Origin of the sequence: Proteus vulgaris (assembly GCF_033708015.1) — a bacterium.
In the GTDB taxonomy this organism is placed as follows: domain Bacteria; phylum Pseudomonadota; class Gammaproteobacteria; order Enterobacterales; family Enterobacteriaceae; genus Proteus.
This window is the reverse complement of sequence record NZ_CP137920.1, coordinates 1,246,285-1,267,569: the sequence shown is the minus strand read 5'-3', so window position 1 is coordinate 1,267,569 and position 21,285 is coordinate 1,246,285. Positions and strand designations below refer to the sequence as shown.

The 21,285-nt window shown below is 37.8% G+C and carries 20 protein-coding genes; 10 read left to right on the top strand and 10 right to left on the bottom strand.

The features are described 5' to 3' along the window. Positions 1-9: 9 nt before the first annotated feature. On the bottom strand, positions 10-804 hold the full coding sequence (locus SB028_RS05920; RefSeq protein WP_069367537.1) for a Gfo/Idh/MocA family protein: 795 nt from the start codon (positions 802-804) through the stop codon (positions 10-12). A gap of 31 nt (positions 805-835) precedes the next feature. Beyond that, the gene (locus tag SB028_RS05915; RefSeq protein WP_171729907.1) at positions 836-973 is read right to left on the bottom strand and encodes a hypothetical protein; all 138 of its coding nucleotides are present in this window, start codon (positions 971-973) and stop codon (positions 836-838) included. Positions 974-1,498: 525 nt separating this feature from the next. Here SB028_RS05915 and SB028_RS05910 point away from each other — a divergent pair. Further along, positions 1,499-3,199, top strand: coding sequence for an amidohydrolase (locus SB028_RS05910; RefSeq protein ID WP_069367536.1), 1,701 nt, complete (start codon positions 1,499-1,501; stop codon positions 3,197-3,199). An 81-nt stretch (positions 3,200-3,280) separates the two neighbouring features. On the opposite strand, the gene SB028_RS05905 is transcribed toward SB028_RS05910, so the two are convergent. After that, complete coding sequence (locus SB028_RS05905) at positions 3,281-3,745, bottom strand: GNAT family N-acetyltransferase (RefSeq protein ID WP_069367535.1); 465 nt, start codon at positions 3,743-3,745, stop codon at positions 3,281-3,283. Between the two features lie 9 nt (positions 3,746-3,754). Then, complete coding sequence (locus tag SB028_RS05900) at positions 3,755-4,333, bottom strand: TIGR00730 family Rossman fold protein (protein WP_069367534.1); 579 nt, start codon at positions 4,331-4,333, stop codon at positions 3,755-3,757. 330 nt (positions 4,334-4,663) lie between these two features. Between SB028_RS05900 and rhtA the strand changes: the two genes are divergently transcribed. Beyond that, positions 4,664-5,557 carry a threonine/homoserine exporter RhtA gene (gene rhtA / locus SB028_RS05895; protein ID WP_069367533.1) on the top strand — a complete coding sequence of 298 codons (894 nt, stop codon included), beginning with the start codon at positions 4,664-4,666 and terminating at the stop codon, positions 5,555-5,557. Positions 5,558-5,831: 274 nt separating this feature from the next. Beyond that, complete coding sequence (dps, locus tag SB028_RS05890) at positions 5,832-6,338, top strand: DNA starvation/stationary phase protection protein Dps (protein WP_069367532.1); 507 nt, start codon at positions 5,832-5,834, stop codon at positions 6,336-6,338. 63 nt (positions 6,339-6,401) lie between these two features. Here the strand turns inward: dps and dinG are convergent, their stop codons facing one another. Further along, positions 6,402-8,516, bottom strand: coding sequence for an ATP-dependent DNA helicase DinG (gene dinG, locus SB028_RS05885; protein ID WP_069367531.1), 2,115 nt, complete (start codon positions 8,514-8,516; stop codon positions 6,402-6,404). Positions 8,517-8,768: 252 nt separating this feature from the next. Between dinG and SB028_RS05880 the strand changes: the two genes are divergently transcribed. The 3 genes from SB028_RS05880 (at position 8,769) to fabZ (ending at position 11,226) form a co-directional block, all read left to right on the top strand. Then, positions 8,769-9,677, top strand: coding sequence for a LysR family transcriptional regulator (locus tag SB028_RS05880; protein ID WP_069367530.1), 909 nt, complete (start codon positions 8,769-8,771; stop codon positions 9,675-9,677). 55 nt (positions 9,678-9,732) lie between these two features. Beyond that, positions 9,733-10,614 carry a dihydrodipicolinate synthase family protein gene (locus tag SB028_RS05875; protein ID WP_069367529.1) on the top strand — a complete coding sequence of 294 codons (882 nt, stop codon included), beginning with the start codon at positions 9,733-9,735 and terminating at the stop codon, positions 10,612-10,614. 186 nt (positions 10,615-10,800) lie between these two features. Next, positions 10,801-11,226, top strand: a complete 426-nt coding sequence (gene fabZ / locus SB028_RS05870) for a 3-hydroxyacyl-ACP dehydratase FabZ (RefSeq protein WP_069367528.1) — start codon at positions 10,801-10,803, stop codon at positions 11,224-11,226. Between the two features lie 63 nt (positions 11,227-11,289). On the opposite strand, the gene SB028_RS05865 is transcribed toward fabZ, so the two are convergent. Further along, positions 11,290-12,678, bottom strand: a complete 1,389-nt coding sequence (locus SB028_RS05865) for an MmgE/PrpD family protein (RefSeq protein ID WP_069367527.1) — start codon at positions 12,676-12,678, stop codon at positions 11,290-11,292. Positions 12,679-12,759: 81 nt separating this feature from the next. Further along, entirely contained in the window at positions 12,760-14,127 is a 1,368-nt protein-coding gene (gene purB / locus SB028_RS05860) for an adenylosuccinate lyase (RefSeq protein WP_069367526.1), read from the bottom strand. Between the two features lie 403 nt (positions 14,128-14,530). Between purB and metC the strand changes: the two genes are divergently transcribed. The 4 genes from metC (at position 14,531) to sseA (ending at position 18,435) form a co-directional block, all read left to right on the top strand. Then, positions 14,531-15,706, top strand: a complete 1,176-nt coding sequence (gene metC / locus SB028_RS05855; RefSeq protein WP_069367525.1) for a cystathionine beta-lyase — start codon at positions 14,531-14,533, stop codon at positions 15,704-15,706. Between the two features lie 34 nt (positions 15,707-15,740). After that, positions 15,741-17,108 carry a C4-dicarboxylate transporter DcuC gene (gene dcuC / locus SB028_RS05850; RefSeq protein ID WP_069367524.1) on the top strand — a complete coding sequence of 456 codons (1,368 nt, stop codon included), beginning with the start codon at positions 15,741-15,743 and terminating at the stop codon, positions 17,106-17,108. Positions 17,109-17,393: 285 nt separating this feature from the next. After that, on the top strand, positions 17,394-17,579 hold the full coding sequence (locus SB028_RS05845; RefSeq protein WP_069367523.1) for a hypothetical protein: 186 nt from the start codon (positions 17,394-17,396) through the stop codon (positions 17,577-17,579). A gap of 13 nt (positions 17,580-17,592) precedes the next feature. Beyond that, positions 17,593-18,435 carry a 3-mercaptopyruvate sulfurtransferase gene (gene sseA / locus SB028_RS05840; RefSeq protein ID WP_069367522.1) on the top strand — a complete coding sequence of 281 codons (843 nt, stop codon included), beginning with the start codon at positions 17,593-17,595 and terminating at the stop codon, positions 18,433-18,435. Between the two features lie 77 nt (positions 18,436-18,512). Here the strand turns inward: sseA and SB028_RS05835 are convergent, their stop codons facing one another. The 3 genes from SB028_RS05835 to rhlE all read right to left on the bottom strand — a co-directional run bounded on the left by SB028_RS05835 (position 18,513) and on the right by rhlE (position 21,285). Next, on the bottom strand, positions 18,513-18,761 hold the full coding sequence (locus SB028_RS05835; protein ID WP_069367521.1) for a GlsB/YeaQ/YmgE family stress response membrane protein: 249 nt from the start codon (positions 18,759-18,761) through the stop codon (positions 18,513-18,515). A gap of 166 nt (positions 18,762-18,927) precedes the next feature. After that, entirely contained in the window at positions 18,928-19,860 is a 933-nt protein-coding gene (dusC, locus tag SB028_RS05830) for a tRNA dihydrouridine(16) synthase DusC (protein WP_069367520.1), read from the bottom strand. A gap of 9 nt (positions 19,861-19,869) precedes the next feature. Then, positions 19,870-21,285, bottom strand: a complete 1,416-nt coding sequence (rhlE, locus tag SB028_RS05825; RefSeq protein ID WP_069367519.1) for an ATP-dependent RNA helicase RhlE — start codon at positions 21,283-21,285, stop codon at positions 19,870-19,872.

The following is a 21,285-nucleotide window of genomic DNA, read 5'->3' as shown; positions in this document are numbered from 1 at the left end:
ATATCTCATTTATATAGTTCTATTAAAATTACTTTTTTTTACTGCTTGTTCTAAAACATGCATTATAGATATTGAATTATTTAAATTTTTTTCAAAACCTGCCTCACCACCATCAAAAAGAAAACTTTGATACATCCTGATAAAAGGTGATATTGGTTCTGATTTATAAAAATTAATTACCTTTTGTTTTTTATTTTTAATAGTGACACCTTCTTTATTGGCATGAAATATTCTATTTCTCCCATAGGCAATAATATCTTCAGTTTTTTCCATTCCTACACATGAAATATTGGCAAAAATAGTTACCCCAGCACATTCAAACTCAGCAAAAGCAATATCATCAACGTTATATTCTCCTTCTGATGAGTTTATTAATTTTGCATAATTAATAGTAATCTTCTCACCATTCAATAAATAATTTATAATATCAACAACATGATATCCCATATCTAACCAAACGCCACCGCCAGAGGTTAAAAATTCGCTTCTCCAATTTGAATTAGGATTTTTACTTGAAATGATATAATTAATCATTATTTGAGAAATTTTATCGCCTGACTTATCCATTTCTTTTTTAAGTAATTCATAAGATGGTGTATATCTCTTTTGACAAACTGTAAATATTTTAAAATTATTTCCACGAGAAAAGTCACTAAATAATTTCGCTTGCGTTAAATTAAGCGCGAATGGTTTTTCTTTTATTATTTTCAAAGGGTATTTACTACAATATTTTAATATTTCATAATATAAATTATGAGGTAAAGCAATAATCAACGTATCAGGTTGAATATTCTCTATTAGCATTTTATAGCAAGAATAGATTGGAATTTCATAATTAAGGATTTTTTTTAGCTTGATTAATATTATCTGAAGATATATCACACAAAGCATGAATTTTAACACCTAATAAAATCATTGCAGGTAAATGTTCTTTTAATACAATACTCCCATAACCAATTACTGCCAGTTTCATTACAAACTCCTTCCTTGTAAAAATTAAATAAATTTAAATTATTTAATTTTAAAATAATTAGATAGTAATAAAATCTCATTCACACAATAAAAAACACTCTATAAAACCCATTATATAAATAAATTATTCAAACAAGTAAAAATATAATTTAAAAGTACCATGTTAAATTATAAAACAATTTTAATTGGATGTTTTTATATAAAATAACTTACATAAAATATAAATAACAACCTCATAATTAATTATAAAGTTATTGTATTTATTTCATTTCAATTAGAATATTTTTAACATTAGTTTATAAGTCTAAATTATTTTAGCTTATTTAAATAAATTAAATAATAAAATTAGAAACATTAATAAAAGTAAGTTGTACTCTTATACATACCTGTTTTATATTGATTAATTATTTACGGCATATTTTCAAAATATTATCGCCCGCGTCAAAACGCAACAGGATGCCCTATAAGCAAAATAATCATTTAAGCACGCGCTCTATGTGCTAAAAAAGCAATACAAGGTAGAAGAATGACATTTCAAATTGCAGACACTCTCTATTACAACGGACTTATTTATACCGCTGATCATCATAACAATATTGTTGACGCTATCGCGATCAGCCAAGGTGTCATTATTGCTTCAGGAAAAAAAGAAGGGTTACTTTCTTACTGTGATGAAAGCACTAAGCAGATTGATTTACAGGGAAGCATGGTCATGCCGGGCATTATTGATGCGCATATGCACCCATTTTGGGGAGGTGCAACGTTAGCAGGGTGCCATCTGGATTATCAATCACTCTCTATTGATGACATTTTATCGCGCATTCAAGAATACCTTGATGAAAACTTTATTGATAATGATACCGAATGGTTAAAAGTCTCTGCATGGTATCGTGAAGGCATGCAACCAGAAGGTGTGCAGATGACACGTTATCACCTTGATACCTTAAACACCGCTCGCCCTATTTTGCTCTTTTCTAGCGATTGCCATAGTGTACTTGCAAATTCTCGCGCTTTAGAACGATTAAATATCACGGCAGAAACACCCGATCCACCTGATGGAAACATTGAACGTGATGGTGATAGAACACCGATTGGTATTCTTGAAGATGCGCCAGCAATGCAAGCCATTGACAGCTTACCGCCACTGACTGAAGCTCAAAATTTACAGATAGCTCGCCATGTTCAAAAATTATTAAATGAACAAGGCGTAACCACTATTATGGATGCACGAGTAGGTGAGCCTCAATTACGAGCCTTTAATACATTAAGAAAAGCAGGCGAACTGACTCTTCGCGTAGAGAATGCCGTTGAAATCACCCCAGATGATGTACCTTGTATTGAAGATATTCCAAACGCGGTACGCCATGCTACTACTCGCTTTTCACAATGGCATCAAATCAGCAATGGAGCACAACCCAGTGTTGCGATCCGCCATATCAAACTTTTCCTTGATGGTGTATTACAAGCGCCGATTATGACAGCGCGCTTACACTCACCTTATCGTATTAATGTTGGCACTGATGACACACCACATTGGCAAGATTCTGAACATATTGGTGATCTCTATTTCTCTCCTGAAATTTTAACACCGTTAGTCACAGAAATTGCTCGTGCGGGCTATCACCCTCATATTCATACGGTTGCTGAAGGTGCAATTAGTACGGCCCTTGATGCTATTAGTGAAATGCGTAACGCCTTACCTGAAAAAGACATTAGACCAGGGCTTGCGCATAATGAATTGATGTGTGAAAAAGATTATGCGCGTTTCGCACAACTAAACACCTATCCTTTTCTTTCATTTCAATGGGCGGCGGTTGATCAAAATAACATCGAAAAAGATATTGAAATGTTAGGTAAATCTCGCTGCAACTATTTAGAAACTGCTGGAAAATTTATTGATGCTGGCGTCACTGTGGCTTTTGGTAGCGATTGGCCAATTGATCCGCTTAATGAATGGTATGATTTTAAAGTCGCAATGACTCGCCAAAAAGAGGCAACAAGTCCTCGTCTTGATAACGATCGTAATCTGACATTAGTGGAAGTCTTACGTGCAGCCACCATTAATGCAGCAGAAGCTTTGGATATGGACACTCAAATTGGATCACTCGAAGTCGGAAAGTTTGCCGATTTTATTGTATTAGATAGAAACTTGTTTGAAATACCGACAGAAGATGTTGAAAATGTCAGGGTATTGTGTACGATCATTGCGGGGAAACCCACAATTTAGCTGAATAATATAATTAATAAACCCGCCTTAAAGCGGGTTTATTTTTATTTAATTAGAGAAAATTAACGTCAATTTAATCTGCTATAAAGTGATCCCCATGACTGTGCTCACTTCTTTTAATCCTTCACGTTCGTAAAAACGTTTAGCCGCACCATTTTCAGCTAATACAGATAACTCAAGATGCGTCATTTTTTCTGATTTCGCCCACTCTTTCATCGCGGTTAATAATAAACGACCTACGCCTTGGCTACGAGCAGAAGGAGCGACAACAATATCATAAATATACGCATATTTACGTTGAACCAAGCAATTAAACAGGGGTGTTTCTTGAATTTGCGCTATGCTAAATCCAACCACTTTACCGTCTAAATCGGCAACTAAAAGATGAAACTTATTATTTTTAATTCCATTAATAATAAAGGCTTCATCTTGTTTACCCGGTTTTAATCGATCGGGTTGTAAGTTAGCCATTTCATTAAATAAATAAGTGTAAAGCGTATTAATTTCTTCTACATCAGACAAAATTGCTTTTCTTATTATTATCATTTTATACCTTTATTTGTTGTAGGTTTTTACAGGAGGCGCAATATACGTTTCAAATTTATCTAAAAGTTGAATAGGACATTGTTCCACAATCGCCATATTGCGGTATTTTTCATGTAAAAATTGTTCATCAGCCATTTTATCAATCATCATTAATAATGGAGAATAAAACTGGTTGATATTAAGTAAGCCTAATGGTTTCTGATGCAAACCAATTTGGCTCCACGTAAAAACTTCACTAAATTCTTCTAATGTACCAAAACCACCAGGTAAAGCGACAAAACCTTCAGCTAATTCGATCATTTTACTTTTACGCTGATGCATTGTTTCAACAACATGCAGTTCGGTCAGATTTTTATGTGAAATTTCACGCCCTTCTAATAAGGTAGGAATAACACCAATCACCTTTCCGCCTTCGGCTAATACCGTATCAGCAAGTGCGCCCATAATACCAACACTGGCGCCACCATAAACTAAGGTAATATTGCGTTTAACCAGCTCTTTAGCAAAAATAATTGCTTGTTCTTTATAAATAGGTGAAGCCCCTAAACTAGAACCACAATACACTGCGATAGATTTTATTTTACTCATTTTTTATTCTCTTTTAGCTAGTTAAAACGAGCTTGAAATTATACTGAAGGTACTTTTAATAAAAAAGGTTAAAAAAAATGTTTTTACACTTTTTATCGCATATATATATTTAATCATTATTAATACTTATACTTGTAAGAAGTTATTTTTTATTTTATTAAAAATAACTTAATTTATATTTTAGCTAGTTTCACTCAATCGAATTAAAATAAAAAACATTTATTAATAAATAGCTATATTAAAATAAGTAATTTTATTTTATATTATGCGATCCTTTGTTATCTGCAAACAGAGAACACATACGATTGATTATTGACGAGGTTTTATAGGATGTTGTCAGCCAGACACTCAGCTAAATTACAGGTGTTTTACCCTGTGCTTCTTTTGCTTCTCTCCATGCTTTCAATTCAAAGCGGCGCATCCCTTGCTAAAACCCTATTTCCTGTTATCGGCGCCCCTGCTGTAACAGCGTTACGTCTATTACTGGGTACATTGATCCTCTTTTTTATCTTTAAGCCATGGCGACTTAAATTGACTCGTGAATCGATAATGCCACTCTTTTTATATGGCTTATCGTTAGGTGCTATGAATTACCTTTTCTACCTTGCACTTGAAACAATTCCATTAGGTATTGCGGTTGCACTAGAGTTTACCGGCCCTTTAGCGGTTGCTATGTTTTCATCACGTAGAGCCATTGACTTTTTATGGATAATTTTAGTGATTGCTGGTTTAGGCTTATTACTGCCTATTGGCGATAATATCCATGATGGTCTTGATCCGCTGGGTATGCTTTATGCGTTGGGGGCAGGTGTAGGTTGGGCATTATATATTGTATTCGGACAACGTGCAGGAAAAGGCTATGGTGCCGCAACCGTCTCTGTTGGTTCATTAATTGCTGCCTTTATTTTCGTTCCTATTGGTATGTTACAAAGTAGTCCAGATATTATGTTTAGCTGGTCTATTTTACCTATCGCTTTAGCCATTGCGATTTTATCGACTGCATTTCCTTATACCTTAGAAATGGTCGCACTTACCCGCTTACCCGCTAAAACATTTGGTACGTTAATGAGTTTAGAACCTTGTATGGGCGCTTTTATTGGTATTATTTTCTTACATGAACATCTGACACTAATACAATGGGTTGCCTTAGCCTTTATTGTTTTAGCGTCTATTGGCTCAACAACGACAATGAAAAGTAAAACCAAAATTGAAGAGGTTAAATAACTATTTAACTGTATTTTTTATAAGAAATAAATATTTATTTAAAAAGGATCTTTTGATCCTTTTTTACTTATTAAATAATAACTTTACTGACCTATCATTGCTATTTTACGCTCATTGTCTTACTCTAAATAGACTATTTCGATAGATTAAGTTTTTTAAATAGATGACCTATCAATTTAATAGTATCAATCGATAAGACTAACCATTAATAATTCACTATCATTATTAACAGAAATTGAGATATTGAGTTATTAATTATTTAGGGAGAACGATTATGAGTACTGCTAAATTAGTCAAATCCACACCTTCAACTCTGCTTTATACCCGTAATAGCCTCGATGACAGCGTAAAACTGCACGCAATCGAATTACTGCAACAGATGGTGACACAGTTTATCGACCTATCTCTCATCACAAAACAAGCGCACTGGAATATGCGTGGCAGAAACTTTATTTCTGTTCATGAAATGGTTGACGGCTTCCGCGATACCATTAATCAGCACACCGATGAATTTGCAGAGCGTGTTGTTCAATTAGGTGGCACTGTATTAGGTACTGCACAAGTGGTGAGTAAGAAAACACCATTAAAAGCTTATCCTCTGGATATCCATGATGTGCAAGATCACCTAAAAGCACTGGCTGATCGTTATGCCGTTGTTGCTAATGATATTCGTAAAGCTATTGACGAAGTTGAAGACGAAGATACCGCAGATATGTTTACTGCCGCATCGCGTGATCTCGATAAATTCTTATGGTTTATTGAAGCTAATATTGAGAACTAATTCTTAATATGAATGACCATGATGACGTTAAAAGGCTACCTCTTTTTCTTTAGGTAGTCTTTTTTATTTATCTTTCCCTTTGGGCATATCAGGTTGATAAATAGGAAATATAGGTAACGCCGTTAATAAGCGTGAACCGTAGTTTTTTGTTAATAAACGCCTGTCATAAATAATAATTTCACCGTGGCAATGATGACTACGAATAAGGCGCCCAACTTGCTGAATTAAATTAAATGATGCACTTGGCAAACTTTGCACTTCAAAAGGATAACGTTTTAGAGATTTAAGCCATTCGCCTTCTGTCACAATCACTGGATCTGTCACGGGCGGAAAAGCAATTTTATGAATATGTACCTGTGTTAAATAATCCCCTTTTAAATCGAGCCCTTCAGCAAAAGATTGCAAGCCTATCAACACACTATTATCGCCCGCATCAATACGCTTACAATGTGTTTCAACTAATCGATAGCGAGGCTGATCGCCTTGCACTAATAAGCATAAACGCAAATCTTTCACTTCTTCTAAGAAGCCTTCCATTGCCCGTTGGCTACTAAATAAAACTAACTGACCTCGGTGGTTATCCTCTTCCATGCTGTGTCGAAAATACCGTGCCATCTCTTTTAAATGTTCACGTTCATGGCTTATCGTCGGTTCATAACGCATTTTAGGAATAACTAATCTACCCTGCTCTTTATGTTCAAAAGGCGAAGACAACGTAATAAAGCGATCATCGAAATGTTCACTTAATCCCGTTAATTCTTGAATGCGAGAATAGCTATTTAACGAGCGTAATGTCGCAGATGTGATAACCACATGTGGGATATTTTTCCATAATAATTGTGTCAATTGTTCGCTAACACGAATTCCTGCGCAATGAAAATAGAGATGAGACTGCTTTTTATCATAACGGCGAGTTAGCCATTTAGATACAGGCGCTTTAGAGGTTTGATCTAGTGTGGCTAAGCGCCAAAGTTTCGCCATATTTTCTAAATATCCCACCATTCTACTGGTCGTTAAAATGGCACGATGTAAACGCACAACATCTTCTTTCGCTGTGCGTTCTGTTAAATCGTTTAAAATAGCTTCGCCCAGCATTTTTAAACCATCCGTTAACTTAAATAGGGTCTGGCAACTTAACAGAAGTTGTTCAGGTAATTCACCTAACGGAAAGAGATATTCATCTTGTTCACTGCGTTCTGGTAATAGTGCGCGCGTGAACGTATCAACCTCTTGATAAGCTTCACGTAACTTAGCGATATGAGCATCAAAACGAATAGGATCTGCCAATTTAGGAGGACGTACAGGAATAAATTGCGCTAAATACTGGCTAACATGGCGCGTGATATTATCAAGCTGGTTATTAAGGGAGGCTAAGGTTATTTCCCCTTCGACTTCAAGTGCATCTCGCGCAACGTCAGGAATATGATGCCCCTCATCAAGAACCAACAGCAGATTTTTAGCATCAGGTAACACAGATTCACTTTCCATTGCTGCCATCACTAAAGCGTGATTGGTAATAACCACATCGACTTCATCAATTTCACGACGTGCAATAAAGAAAGGACAGCGATGATAATATTGGCAATTGCGCCCTAAGCAATTCATTTTATCCGTGCTAATTTTACGCCATAAATTGTCTGTTAGCGCACGTTTATGGTGATCACGTAAACCATCCCAACCAAAGTGAGTGAAATCATTTTTGAGTTCGTGGCAAATTTCTCTTTCTGCACTCGTCGCAACATCAACTTTATCTTCAAGCAAAAACATTAAGTCAATTTGCTCACCTTCTGTTGCACAAATTGCCTCTAAATTGCGAGGGCATAAGTAACGCCCACGGCCAAAAGCCCCCGTAAACGTAAGATCAGGAATGATTTTTTTAAGTAAGGGCAGATCTTTGCTATAGATTTGATCTTGCAGAGCCACATTTGCTGTACTGATTATTAGTGGCTTTTTCTCATCACGGCTAATGGCAATACCTGGAATAAGATAAGAGAGCGTTTTACCTACGCCAGTCGGGGCTTCTATCACTAAATGGCGCCCCATTTCATCAGAAAAAGTCTTCGCCACCTCAGCGATCATTTCACGCTGTGGCGCCCGAGGAATAAACCCTTCAATATGCTCTGGTAAGGCTTTATACCACTGACTTATTTGATTTTTAACGGATTGAGAAAGGGACATAACCACTCTGTAACTGATTTTAAGAAAGGCGTCATTGTCTCATAATACTGTATAAAAATCAGTAGTTACCTTCATTTGTTCTACTTTTTCATTAAAGAATGGATAACACCTCGAAATTATTGAGCTTTGTTATAGATTATTAATTCAACTCTTCATAATATGAGTATTCATTACGTAATCTCTAAAAGAGTCTTATAAAAAATATGATTTATTGTTTTTATTAAACACAACACCCATTAAGAGACATCTATAATGACTTCTGCAAAGCGCCCTATTTTTAACTTAGAACTTGATTTACTCCGAACCTTTGTTGCTGTTGTCGATGGAAATACCTTTGCAGCAGCCGCTGAATCTGTGTGTCGTACACAATCTGCTGTAAGCCAGCAAATGCAACGGCTTGAATCACTGATAGGAAAAGAGTTGTTTGCTCGCCAAGGCCGAAATAAAACACTGACAGAAGCCGGTACACAACTGCTTAACTACGCTCGCCGTATTTTACGTCTGAATGATGAAGCGTGCCTTTCATTGATGCATGAAGAAATTGATGGAATTTTAAAAATTGGTTCTCCTGATGATACGGCAAACACGATTTTACCTGATCTTCTCGCCCGTTTTTCTGGCGCCTATCCTCGCTTGATCATGGAAATTATTGTTAAACGTAGTCCATTTTTAATGGCAATGTTAGAAAATAACGAACTTGATTTAGCCATTTCGACCGAAGAACATGTGGGTTATCCCAAAATTGTATTACGTGTTTCCCCCTCTTTATGGTATTGCGGAAAACACTTCAGATTTGATCTCGATGAACCCCTACCATTAGTCGTCTTAGATGAACCCAGCACATACCGCGATATGATGATAAATCATCTTGATCAACAAGGTATTCGTTGGCGGATCGCTTATGTGGCTACAACCCTTTCAGGTGCCAGAGCCGCAGTACGTGCAGGCTTAGGCATTATGGCGCGTTCAATTGAGCTTTCAGGTGATGATTTGCGCATTTTAGGTGAAAAAGAAGGCTTACCTGCTTTACCCGCAATTAGTTATAACCTGTATCTCAATGCCAATAGCCCAGGGAAAGCAGCCCAAATACTGTTTGATTCATTAAAAAACGAACAAAATGAAGTCATTAATCACGCTGATATAACACTTCAACAAGAATAACCAAAATAAATAAACCATTGCAATAACACATCAAAATTAAAACAGGACACCGATTATGACCCAATTCCATGGCATTTTTCCTTACCTTGTTTCGCCTGTTGATCAAACAAAAGGGACTATCCTTGAAGCCTCGTTACGCCGCTTGGTTGAGCATCTAATCTCAAGCGGTGTTCATGGCTTAAGCCCATTAGGTAGCACTGGCGAATACGCTTACCTTTCTCAAGCACAGCGCAATGAAATTGTCCGTATTACTGTTGATCAAACCGCAGGACGTATTCCTGTTATCGCCGGTGTCGCCAGTTTTTCAACCGCAGATGCTTGTCATCAAGCTGAGCAATATGCTCAATTAGGCGTTGATGGCATGGTATTGATTTCACAAAAAATGTACCCGTTAAGCGAAACGGCTCAAGCGGGTTATTTCCAAACCATCGCAGAAGCATTTCCTGAAAAATCGATGACCATTTATACCAATCCGGGATTGTTGGGCGATGTTCTTCCTATCTCTTTATTCAATGAACTTAGTTATATTCCCAATATCGAATATATTAAAGATGCTTCAAGCAATACAGGTCGCTTACTCACCATGATCAATACGTTTGGTGAACGCGTTAAAATCTTTAGTGCTTCAGCGCATATTCCCTTGTTAGTATTAAAACTTGGCGGTGTAGGTTGGATGGCGGGTCCTGCTTGTGTATTACCCAAACAATGTGTTGAACTGTATGAGCTCGCAACGAAAGGCGACTTTGATACGGCATTAGTAAAACAAAAAGAGGTGTGGCAAATCAATGAAGCATTTACAAAATACTCACTCGCATCATGTATTAAAGCATCCCTAAATATTCAAGGCTTTGAAGTAGGCTCACCTATTTTACCGCAAGAGCCTCTAAATGAAGCAGCAATGAACGATCTACGTCAAATTATTGCTCGTCTTAATTAATAAGCTGTTCTTAATTTAGAAATAACAAAGGCTGGATTTTTCCTATTCTGGTCTTTGTTATCTATTTAACGCAAATTTCCACCCAAAAGATAAGCCAATACTGTACGATATTGAATAAGAATGAAATAATAACCGCCGCTGTTGTAAAACCGAGTTTATCCTATCACTGTAACGAGGAGAGAATACATGCCCATTTCCGTCAGTGAAATAATGGAAATATTGCCTCATCGTTATCCATTCTTATTAATTGATCGTGTTATTTCTGAGCCAGCTGAACTTACCCTTGGTAGATTAGCGGCCATTAAAAATATCACTACCAATGACACCGTTGTTTTTGGCGAGTTTTATCCACCTTTATTACTACTTGAAAGCATGGCTCAAGCTTCGGGTATTCTTGCACATTACTATCTTTCACCTATGGAGAAAGATCAGCAATGTTATTTTGCCAGCATAAAGAATGCACGCTTTTATGATGTGGTAAAAGCAGGCGATCAACTACTTATTGAAATCCAATTTCGCCGACAACGACGTACTATTGTTAGCTTTTCAGGTACGGTAAAAATCGGAGAAAACACAGTGTGTACATCTGAATTTATGTGTGCAAGGCAATAAAGAAAGGATTGGTAGAAACACCAATCCTTCTTTCCACAACCATCTTGCTTGTATTATTTCAGCTTAACTTTCTCTTTCTTTAATACGTAATAATTGTGTTATTTCTGAAATAGTGACATTATCGAAATGCAGTATTTTTTCAACTAATTGTGCCGATTGTTCAGTTTCTATTACCAAAGATGCATTATCATAAAACTTACTGATGACATCTTTATCTGTCATTGGATTTTTCGAATTACCATACTGAATATCTAATCTCTCCGTGATCTTCTCGCCATTTTTTAATGTCACGAAAATTAATCCCGGAAAATAAGTAGGAAATGGAATTTCCCCTTTTTCGGGATAGCGATAACTTACACGTTTCGCTAACGATTGAATATCTTCCCGTTGTAGGTTTTCAGGTAATAATGAAGATAACGTTAAAGCATTATCTAAAAAGCCCGCAGCAAATAACCATGGCAAACTAAATTTGGCACCATAAGCTGTTTGAGGCGCCCATTTTGTTTCAGGTGGTTCACAAATCAAGGCGGCGGCTACTGGGTCGACAACGCACTCTACATTATCGATATCATCAATCGTGATCCCTTTTTTCAGCAATTGACGTCCGCAATCAACCGTTGCATGAGCAAAATGACATACTGGATAAGGTTTAATAGAAACATTTAAAAATTCCCATGTTTCACCTAATCCTAATGCCACTTGCTCTGGTTGCGCTTGCTCTCGAATACCATGTGTTTGATAAAGGCTATAACGACCTTCAAATATTGTTTCAGGGCCTGTCATCCCCCCTTTTGCTAATGATGCTGCGATAATACCTGATTGTGCAGCCCATCCTGCATGAAAGCATTTAGAAGATGAGCTATTGGTAAGGTATTCCGCAACGCCTCCTGCTTGGCTTCCTGTTAATCCTAATGCATTCACAGTTTGCTCTGGTGTCAATTTTAACAATGACGCGGCACAAGCGGTTGCACCAAAAATCCCCGCAATGGCTGTGGCATGAAAACCGCGCTGATGAAATCCACTATGACTTGCTAAGCCTACTCTTGCTGCAACTTCCCAGCCAACCACCCACGCCGTTAAAATATCTTGTGATGAGGCACCGATAGATTCACCTAATGCAAAAGCAATCGGTGTTAATACCGCACTACCATGTGTAATCGAATCAGTGTGTGTATCATCAAAATCTAATGCATGCGCTGCAATACCATTTGTCAATGTAGCCACAGTGGTACTTGCTGTTAACGAACTTCCCCAAATGGGAATATCACCTTGACTATCAGGTAAAAAAGTCACGCCTTGGCGACTTTGAATGGCACTTTGTTGTACTGTTCCGGCAAGAGCGACACCTAATGTATCTAATAAATGAATCTTAGCTCGACTAACAACTTGGGCTGGTAAATCAGAAAAATGAGTTGTAGTAATAAATTGGGCTAACTGCTGACTCAATGTCATAAACACCTCGAAATAGATAAGAAAAAGCCAGCAATATCACCGGCTTTTAGATAATAAGAAGGTTGGAGGTAATCAAGTCACTTAATCATTTAACCAGCCAGAGGCTTTAGTTTGTGCGACAACACGATCAACTTGAGCGGGTGCATTACCCACATATGTCGTTGGATCTAAAAGTGCATCAAGCTCTTCTTGAGTAATGTGATCACGAATACGGGTATCACGATTAATCGCTTCAACGAAGGTAATACCTTCTTCTTGCCCAGACATTGATGCTTCATACACAATTTCATGCGCCGTTTGTTTACCTGCTTTATCAGATAAAGCAAACATCACACGCTCTGCCAGCATAAAGCCCCCTAGGATATCCATATTTTCGCGCATTTTCTCAACATGCACATTCAGTCCACCTATGACTGTTTTCATATTATCGAAGATAACTGACAGCATAAGGCACATTTCAGGCATGATCTTCCATTCCATTTTCCAGATCGCACCATCACGCTCATGTTGGTGTTTCATCATATCCGTTAAAACAGAAAGATTCGCTTTCAGGGTATTGCTTACACAAGCCGCATTTTCAACAATGGCAGGATTACGTTTATGTGGCATGGTCGAAGAACCTACTTGACCTTTACTGAAAGGCTCAGATAACTCATCAATTTCGTTATGTGCTAATAGTAAGATTTCATTAGCAATTTTACCTAAAGTCCCGCTAATTAAGCCCATTAGCATGCCATATTCGCTGAATCTATCACGCGCAGGCTGCCAAGATATTTCAGGTACACCTAAGCCTAAGCGTTTTAATACACGAGCTTCTAATTCATCCGCTTTATCGCTTAACGAGGCTTTTGTACCCACAGCGCCAACAACACTGCCAACAAATAAGCGGGGTTCAATTTCTTTAAGGCGTTGATAATGACGCGCTAATTCAGTTAACCAAATTGCAGTTTTATGACCAAACGTAATTGGTAACGCTTGTAATGCCAATGTGCGTCCAACCATGGGTGTGTTGCGATGTTGTTCACTTAATGATAGCAGTGCGCGACCTAATACTTTGATATCACGTAAGAAAGTCTGGTGAGCCTCTTTTAGTTGTAGTACAAGACCTGTATCAATCACATCTTGTGTTGTTGGACCAAAGTGAACATATTCCCCATAATGTTCTGGGCAAGCATGTTCTAAACCACGAATTGTTGGCACTAATGGATGCCGTGTAAGACGCACTTGTTCTAAGATATAATCCATATCAAGCTTTTCAAGTTTCGCGGTGTCTGAAATCACTTTTGCAGCATCTTTTGGGATCAAACCTAATTCAGCTTGCTCAATCGCTAATGCAGCTTCGTAATCAAGCCAATTTTGCATTCTGGTTTTATCAGAAAAAATAGTTCTCATTTCTTCTGTCGACCATAAATTCTTTAATAAAACAGAATCAAAAACGCTGGTTCCCATAATTATTTCCCCTGTTAAAAGAATAATAAAAAAATCGTTTTTTTAATAAAACGACTTGTTAGATTGTTATTTTATTTATGCAATATAATCTCAATAAAAACACTTTGATAATTTTAAACTAATTTCAAATATTTCTAATCAATTAAAAAATAACATTAATTCAATCAGTTATAAACAACTCTTTATTTATTGCTTATAACTTTTGAATCTTAAATGTTATTTAAGATTTAATTAGAATAATTAATGCTAAAAAGTTAGAGGAAGATCATCATTTTTAGAAAATAGCTATTTTAAAAATAAATAAGTTTGTTATAAATAATAGAAACAAAATAAGCACAAACAGTAATTAATCATTTTATTTAATTACCGGGGAACTCTATTTCTATATTTGGAGATATTAATAATGAAACAAAATAAACAAACAAAATTGATACACTGTGGACGCCAAGCAATCAAAACTTCAGGTCCAATTAATCCACCTGTAATGAGAGCCAGTACCATCGTTTTTGATTCTATTAAAAGTTGGCGAGAAGTTCGTGATCGTCGTGTAACAGAGCGTGTTTTAAGCTATGGCGCACGTGGTACCGAAACAGCCTTTGCTCTTGAAGCATTAGTCACCGAATTAGAAGGAGGTTATCGCGCTCAGTTGTTCCCTACCGGGTTGGCAGCTATCGCAGTCACTATTATGGGATATGCTCGTAGTGGAGGGCATGTTTTATTTGCTGATTCTGTGTATGAACCTGTTCGTAAGATCGCATCAGCTTTTCTTGAGCCTAATAATATTGCTTATAGTTTCTTTAAAACCGATGGCTCTGATTTTGAGCAAAAAATTCAAGACAATACACAACTTATTTTTGTCGAATCACCTGGCTCATTACTTTATGAAATGCTCGATTTACCTGAAATTTGCCGCATTGCTCATGAGAGAAATATTCCTGTCGGTGTTGATAATACTTGGGGCTCAGCATGGCTTTACAACCCACTAGAATTAGGTGCGGATGTCTCTGTTATCGCTGCAACGAAGTATCTATGCGGTCACTCGGATGTGATGATGGGCATTATGGTTGCGAATGAAAAAGCATGGAAAAAAGTGGGTGCATTACCTGAAGCATTAGGTCAAGCCAGTAGTCCTGATGATGCCGCATTAGTTCTTCGTGGTATGAGAACACTAGGTCAACGCATCGCTGCACATGGTAAATCAGCATTGGCCATTGCACAGTGGTTAGAGACTCGCCCTGAAGTGGAAAAAGTGTGGTTTCCTGAATTACCTAATCACCCTCGCCATGATTTATGGAAACGTGACTGTAAAGGCAGTAATGGACTATTAACCATTGAATTTAAACAAAAATACACCACAAAACAATCAGAGCAATTTATTGATGCACTTGCGCTTTTTGGCATCGGTGCTTCTTGGGGAGGATTTGAAAGCCTTGCTTTACCCGCCAATGTTGTCGGTGCAAGAACTGCTTCAGATTGGCGTGAAGGCCATGGTCCTTTTGTCCGTTTACATATTGGTCTTGAAGCAACGGATGATCTTATTGCAGATATTACACAAGCTTTTTCAGCATTAAACCAATAACAAAAAATATTGCATCAGTACCGGGGAATTCACTATGACAGGTTTAATCATTGCCGCGTTGGTAACAGCGTTGGTGGTTTATTTACTGGCAAGAGGCTATAAGCCTCAACCCGTATTATTACTCGGCGGATTGTTACTATTACTTTTAACAGCATCTCTCGATCTTAATCCGTTATTGCCAGAAAATAAATCCACTCAATTTAAATATTTTGATATTTTCCAAATCTTTACGGATATTATGAGTTCTCGCCTAGCGGGTCTTGGCTTAACATTAATGGCTATTGCGGGTTTCTCTCGTTATATGGAACACGTTGGCGCAAGCCGTGCTTTATTCGCTATTTTTGAAAAGCCATTAAAAGCGATAAAATCGCCTTACTTATTATTAGTGATTTCATTTCTAGTTACCCAAATCTTGGTGATCTTTATCCCTAGCCATGCAGGTTTAGGTATGCTGTTAATGGTCACTATGTATCCGATATTAATTCGCTCTGGGATTAGTCCACTTTCTGCTTTAGCCGTTATTGGATGCTGCCAGTTTATTGACCATGGTCCCGGCTCTGGTAACGTCATTATGGCGGCAAAAACAGCAGATATTGAACCTGCCGTCTATTTTGTTCAGCACCAGTTGCCCATCACGATCCCTATTATTATTGCCGTTGCTATCACTCACTTCTTTATTCAACGCTGGTGGGATAAACGTGAAGGATTTGTGTTTGACCCAACAATAATTGATGCCGTAAAAGAAGAAGGTAATAAAATCCCATTATCTTATGCTTTATTACCCGTGATCCCTTTAATTCTGATTATCGGCTTCAGTCCATTACTACACCCTTATATTAAATTAGAAGTCACCACAGCGATGATTATTAGTACTGTTATTGCACTTCTTTTTGAATATGTTCGCTTACGCGATGCAAAAGCGGTAATGAATAGCTTTATGCTGTTCTTTGAAGGAATGGGTAAGCAGTTTGTGTTAGTGGTATCGTTAATTGTATCAGGTGAGTTCTTTGCGAACGGTTTACTAAAAAGTGGTGCCGTCGATACGCTAATTAGCTCAGCTCAAGATGCAGGTTTTGGTATTGCAGCCATGATCATTGTCATGAGTGCCATTCTTGCATTAGCCGCCTTTTTAATGGGGTCAGGCAATGCGGCATTCTTCTCTTTTGCAGCCTTAACACCCAAAATTGCCGCTTTCTTGAAAGTCGATGTGATCACCCTAATTTTACCAATGCAAATCATGACAAGTTTTGGTCGTACTGTTTCACCAATTACTGCCGCGATTGTCGCCATTGCAGGTATCGCGAATGTTTCACCTTTCCAAATAGTTAAACGTACCGCTATTCCTATGGCTGTTGCAGCCATAGTGAACTTAGCAATGACATTCTGGTTTTTATATTCTTAATTAAGTTGCGTTACCCCTTTCCCTTAAACTCATTTACTCCTGAGTTTAAGGGATTTTTTCTTATCATTGACTGTAACCTTTGATTGAAAAAATTAATCTCAACCTTAACGCGACTCAGGCTATTTATAAAAAATAAATAGCCTGTTTCTTTCTCTATTTTTCTTTTTTTTACCTAAAAAATTGACGTTTTAGCCACTATCATTTGTCGATTAAACCGACTTATTACTTGTTTCAACTTCATATCTCGATATACTTTTACGTAACATTCATCTGCAAATGAACATTATGAAAAAAATAATTATTGTTATTATCGCACTACTTGCCTTTGGTTCTATCGGTGGTGTTTTTCTTGCGGGCTTAAATATCTATACACGCTCCACGACACCCGTAGAAACAGAGCAAACACAACCTGAAACTTCACCTACCCAGCAATTTCCAGCTATCCCAGACAGCTCACCTTCTGCTAAATAAATGAGGTTGCACCGTGGAATACGATTACTTTGTTACTCCCCAATGGCTATTTGAACAACAAGATAACGCTGATCTTGTGATCCTTGATGTAAGTGCACCAATGCCAACTCAAGATATTGATTATCAAGCACTTTACCTAAAAAACCATATTCCACATGCCCATTTTTTTGATCTTGATGAGGTCGCTGATAAAACAACATCATTACCCCATATGCTACCTTCTGATGCATTGTTTTCAGAAACACTGACACAATTAGGTATCTCTAATACCACGACTGTCATTCTTTACGATCAAGGCAATTTATTCTCGGCACCAAGAGGTTGGTGGACATTAACAACCTTAGGTTGTCGTCATGTGCGCATTCTTGCTGGTGGTTTGCACGCATGGATTGAAGCAGGGTTTGCGACAGAACAAGGGGAGGCAATTAAAGTACCTACACAGTCTCCTTTTATTGTCGAACGTGATGCACAACGTTATGTTAATAAGCAGCAACTTCTTGATAATTTAGAGACAAAACAAAAGCAGATGATTGATGCTCGCTCCGCAGATCGTTTTTATGGCAGAGCACCAGAACCTCGTCCTGGTTTACGCAGAGGGCACATTCCTGGCAGTAAAAACGTTCCGTGGAATGAACTTGTTGTTAATGGGCAATTGAAAAGCAAGGCTGAGCTAAAGCAAATTTTTGAACAAGCCGATGTTGACTTATCACAACCCATTATTGTCACTTGTGGCTCTGGTATGACGGCGGCGATTTTATTTTTAGCGTTAACGGTATTGGATTGCCAATCTATCGCGCTTTATGATGGTTCTTGGGCGCAGTGGGGGGCTGAAAGTGCCCTTCCTTGTGAATGCTAATTGAATGCGTTTTGCATTAGAAAAAGTAAACCCGCATTATGCGGGTTTATTATCAGTATCTATTGGATATGAAGGTATTAGCTTGCAAATACTTTCGCAAGATAGAGCACGACAATGGCACCAATGACAGCGACAACAAAACTACCAAAGTTAAAGCCATCCACTTTACCTTTTCCAAAGAAGCTACTAATTGCACCACCAACAACCGCACCCACAATACCCAAAATACAAGTCCATATCAGACCAATATCATAAGAGCCTGGCATTAAGAATTTCGCCAAAATACCCGCAATCAAACCAAAAATGATCCAAGCAAGAATTCCCATATTTCCCCCTAGAATAGTCATGATATAAACAACATACCTAAAAATGTTACTTATTGAGTGTAAGTCGGAATAGTTATTTTTTCCAATTATTGGAGATAAGTAACATCATATTTAAGATAAATAGAAAAATTATTGCTTAAAACGCAAAAAATAAGCCTATTTTAAACTACAACGCCTCTATTGCGACCGCAATTTCTGGGGATGTTTTTAATGTTCTGATTTGCCTAAATAACTCATCTGCCTCTGGATATTCTTTGCGTAAATAGCTAAACCACTGTTTAATACGTGATGCATGATAAATCGTCGTATCACCGCGCTTTTCTAAGCGAACATAACGCTTTAATAATTCAATCACTTCTAGCCAAGGCATTCTAGCTTCTATGCCTTTTACAACACGACTTAAATTCGGGGTATTCATTGCACCACGACCAATCATTATCGCGTCACAACCTGTTGTCGCTAAACAGGCTAATGCGTCTTCACGGTTCCAAATTTCGCCATTAGCAATGACAGGGATTGAAAGCCTCTGACGAATATCACCAATGGCCTGCCAATTAATTTTTTCAGCATTATAGCCATCTTCTTTTGTTCTACCATGTATGGTAATTTCCGTAGCACCACCTTGTACCACCGCATCTGCAATTTCATGACTGTATGCTGATGAATCCCAGCCAAGTCTCACTTTAACAGAAACAGGTAACGCTAAAGGCACTGCATCACGCATTGCTTTTGTTGCTTGATAAATCGTTTCTGGCTGTTTTAGAAGTGAAGCACCACCACCACTACCATTAACTGTTTTTGAAGGACATCCACAGTTTAAATCAACCCCCCAAGAGCCTAAAGAAACAGCTCTAAAAGCATTTTCAGCCAACCATTGTGGGTGTTGTCCTAATAATTGTACTCGCACCAGTGTACCACTTTTCGTACGGCTTTCTGTCTGCAATTCAGGACATAAACGATAAAATGCTTTTGTTGGTAGTAATGAATCGACAACTCTTACAAACTCGGTAATACAGAGATCGTAATCGTTAATTGAAGTAAGTAATTCTCTCACAAGGGGGTCTAAAACCCCCTCCATTGGCGCTAATAGAACTCGCACTTTTTAACCTCAAAACTCTTTTCTAGCTTTTGACCAAGGGCTTTGATTATCACTACCTTCATCACTTTTACGTGAACGACGAGGCCCTAACTTTCCGGTACGAGAGCCATCTTTATTACGGTAGTTTTCTTTGCTTTTATTACGTCCAGACGCTTTACCTTCGCTATCGCCGTCTTTACGACTGTTGTTGCGATTGTCTTTACCACGAATATCAGCACGCCCCCCACTTCTACGCGGTGCATTATTCTTAGGTTTTTTATGCAAAGGCGCAGCTTTAATGGATGGATCAGGATCGTAACCTTCTAATGCTAAACGTGGAATTTCGCGTTTTAATAAACGTTCAATATCCGCTAATAAACCATGCTCATCAACACAAACAAGCGAAATTGCCTTACCCGTTGCAGCTGCACGACCCGTTCTACCAATGCGATGCACATAATCTTCTGCTACTTGTGGTAATTCAAAATTGACGACATATGGCAGTTGGTCAATATCAAGACCTCGAGCGGCAATATCTGTTGCAACTAATGCTTTTAATTTACCCTCTTTAAAATCAGCTAATGCGCGAGTTCTTGCACCTTGGCTTTTATTACCATGAATAGCTGCTGATTTAATACCATCTGCATTTAAATGTTCAGCAAGTTTATTTGCACCATGTTTAGTACGGGTGAAAATCAAGACTTGTGACCAATTCTCTAAACCAATTAAATGTGATAACAGTTCGGTTTTGCGCTTTTTATCAACTAAATGGACATATTGATCGACAGATTCAGCAGCTGAATTTCTTGGGGCAACAGAAATACTCACTGGATCATTTAAGAGCGAATTGGCAAGACCCGTGATCTCTTTAGAGAACGTCGCTGAAAACAGTAAGTTTTGGCGTTTTTTCGGTAATTTACTAATCACTCGGCGGATATCGTGGATAAAGCCCATATCTAACATACGGTCAGCTTCGTCAAGCACTAAAACTTCAACGCGAGAAAGATCAACCGCATTTTGATGTTCAAGATCGAGTAAACGTCCTGGGGTTGCAATCAATACATCAACACCACCACGTAACTTCATCATTTGTGGATTAATGCTCACACCACCAAAAACAACTAATGAACGAATAGGAATATAACGGCTATACGCTTTTACATTTTCAGCAATTTGAGCCGCAAGCTCGCGCGTTGGTGTCAAAATTAGCGCTTTAACAGGTTGACGACCTTTTATTTTGATTGCTGATTGAGATAATTTTTCCAATATTGGTAATGTAAAAGCTGCTGTTTTACCTGTACCGGTTTGCGCACTCGCTAATACGTCTTTACCCGCCAAAATCGGCTCAATCGCCTGCTGTTGAATAGGGGTTGGGGTTTTATACCCTTGTTCATCAATAGCGCGGAGAAGCGCCTCACTTAAACCAAGCGATGTAAAATCGGTCAA

Coding starts and splice junctions, on each gene's coding strand:
- SB028_RS05845 (WP_069367523.1), top strand. CDS start 17,394: ATGAAAAAAATAATTATTGTTATTATCGCACTACTTGCCTTTGGTTCT.
- SB028_RS05910 (WP_069367536.1), top strand. CDS start 1,499: ATGACATTTCAAATTGCAGACACTCTCTATTACAACGGACTTATTTAT.
- purB (WP_069367526.1), bottom strand. CDS start 14,127: ATGGGAACCAGCGTTTTTGATTCTGTTTTATTAAAGAATTTATGGTCG.
- SB028_RS05880 (WP_069367530.1), top strand. CDS start 8,769: ATGACTTCTGCAAAGCGCCCTATTTTTAACTTAGAACTTGATTTACTC.
- rhtA (WP_069367533.1), top strand. CDS start 4,664: ATGTTGTCAGCCAGACACTCAGCTAAATTACAGGTGTTTTACCCTGTG.
- SB028_RS05905 (WP_069367535.1), bottom strand. CDS start 3,745: ATGATAATAATAAGAAAAGCAATTTTGTCTGATGTAGAAGAAATTAAT.
- dinG (WP_069367531.1), bottom strand. CDS start 8,516: ATGTCCCTTTCTCAATCCGTTAAAAATCAAATAAGTCAGTGGTATAAA.
- SB028_RS05865 (WP_069367527.1), bottom strand. CDS start 12,678: ATGACATTGAGTCAGCAGTTAGCCCAATTTATTACTACAACTCATTTT.
- SB028_RS05900 (WP_069367534.1), bottom strand. CDS start 4,333: ATGAGTAAAATAAAATCTATCGCAGTGTATTGTGGTTCTAGTTTAGGG.
- SB028_RS05835 (WP_069367521.1), bottom strand. CDS start 18,761: ATGGGAATTCTTGCTTGGATCATTTTTGGTTTGATTGCGGGTATTTTG.
- SB028_RS05920 (WP_069367537.1), bottom strand. CDS start 804: ATGCTAATAGAGAATATTCAACCTGATACGTTGATTATTGCTTTACCT.
- metC (WP_069367525.1), top strand. CDS start 14,531: ATGAAACAAAATAAACAAACAAAATTGATACACTGTGGACGCCAAGCA.
- dps (WP_069367532.1), top strand. CDS start 5,832: ATGAGTACTGCTAAATTAGTCAAATCCACACCTTCAACTCTGCTTTAT.
- dcuC (WP_069367524.1), top strand. CDS start 15,741: ATGACAGGTTTAATCATTGCCGCGTTGGTAACAGCGTTGGTGGTTTAT.
- SB028_RS05875 (WP_069367529.1), top strand. CDS start 9,733: ATGACCCAATTCCATGGCATTTTTCCTTACCTTGTTTCGCCTGTTGAT.
- SB028_RS05915 (WP_171729907.1), bottom strand. CDS start 973: ATGAAACTGGCAGTAATTGGTTATGGGAGTATTGTATTAAAAGAACAT.
- fabZ (WP_069367528.1), top strand. CDS start 10,801: ATGCCCATTTCCGTCAGTGAAATAATGGAAATATTGCCTCATCGTTAT.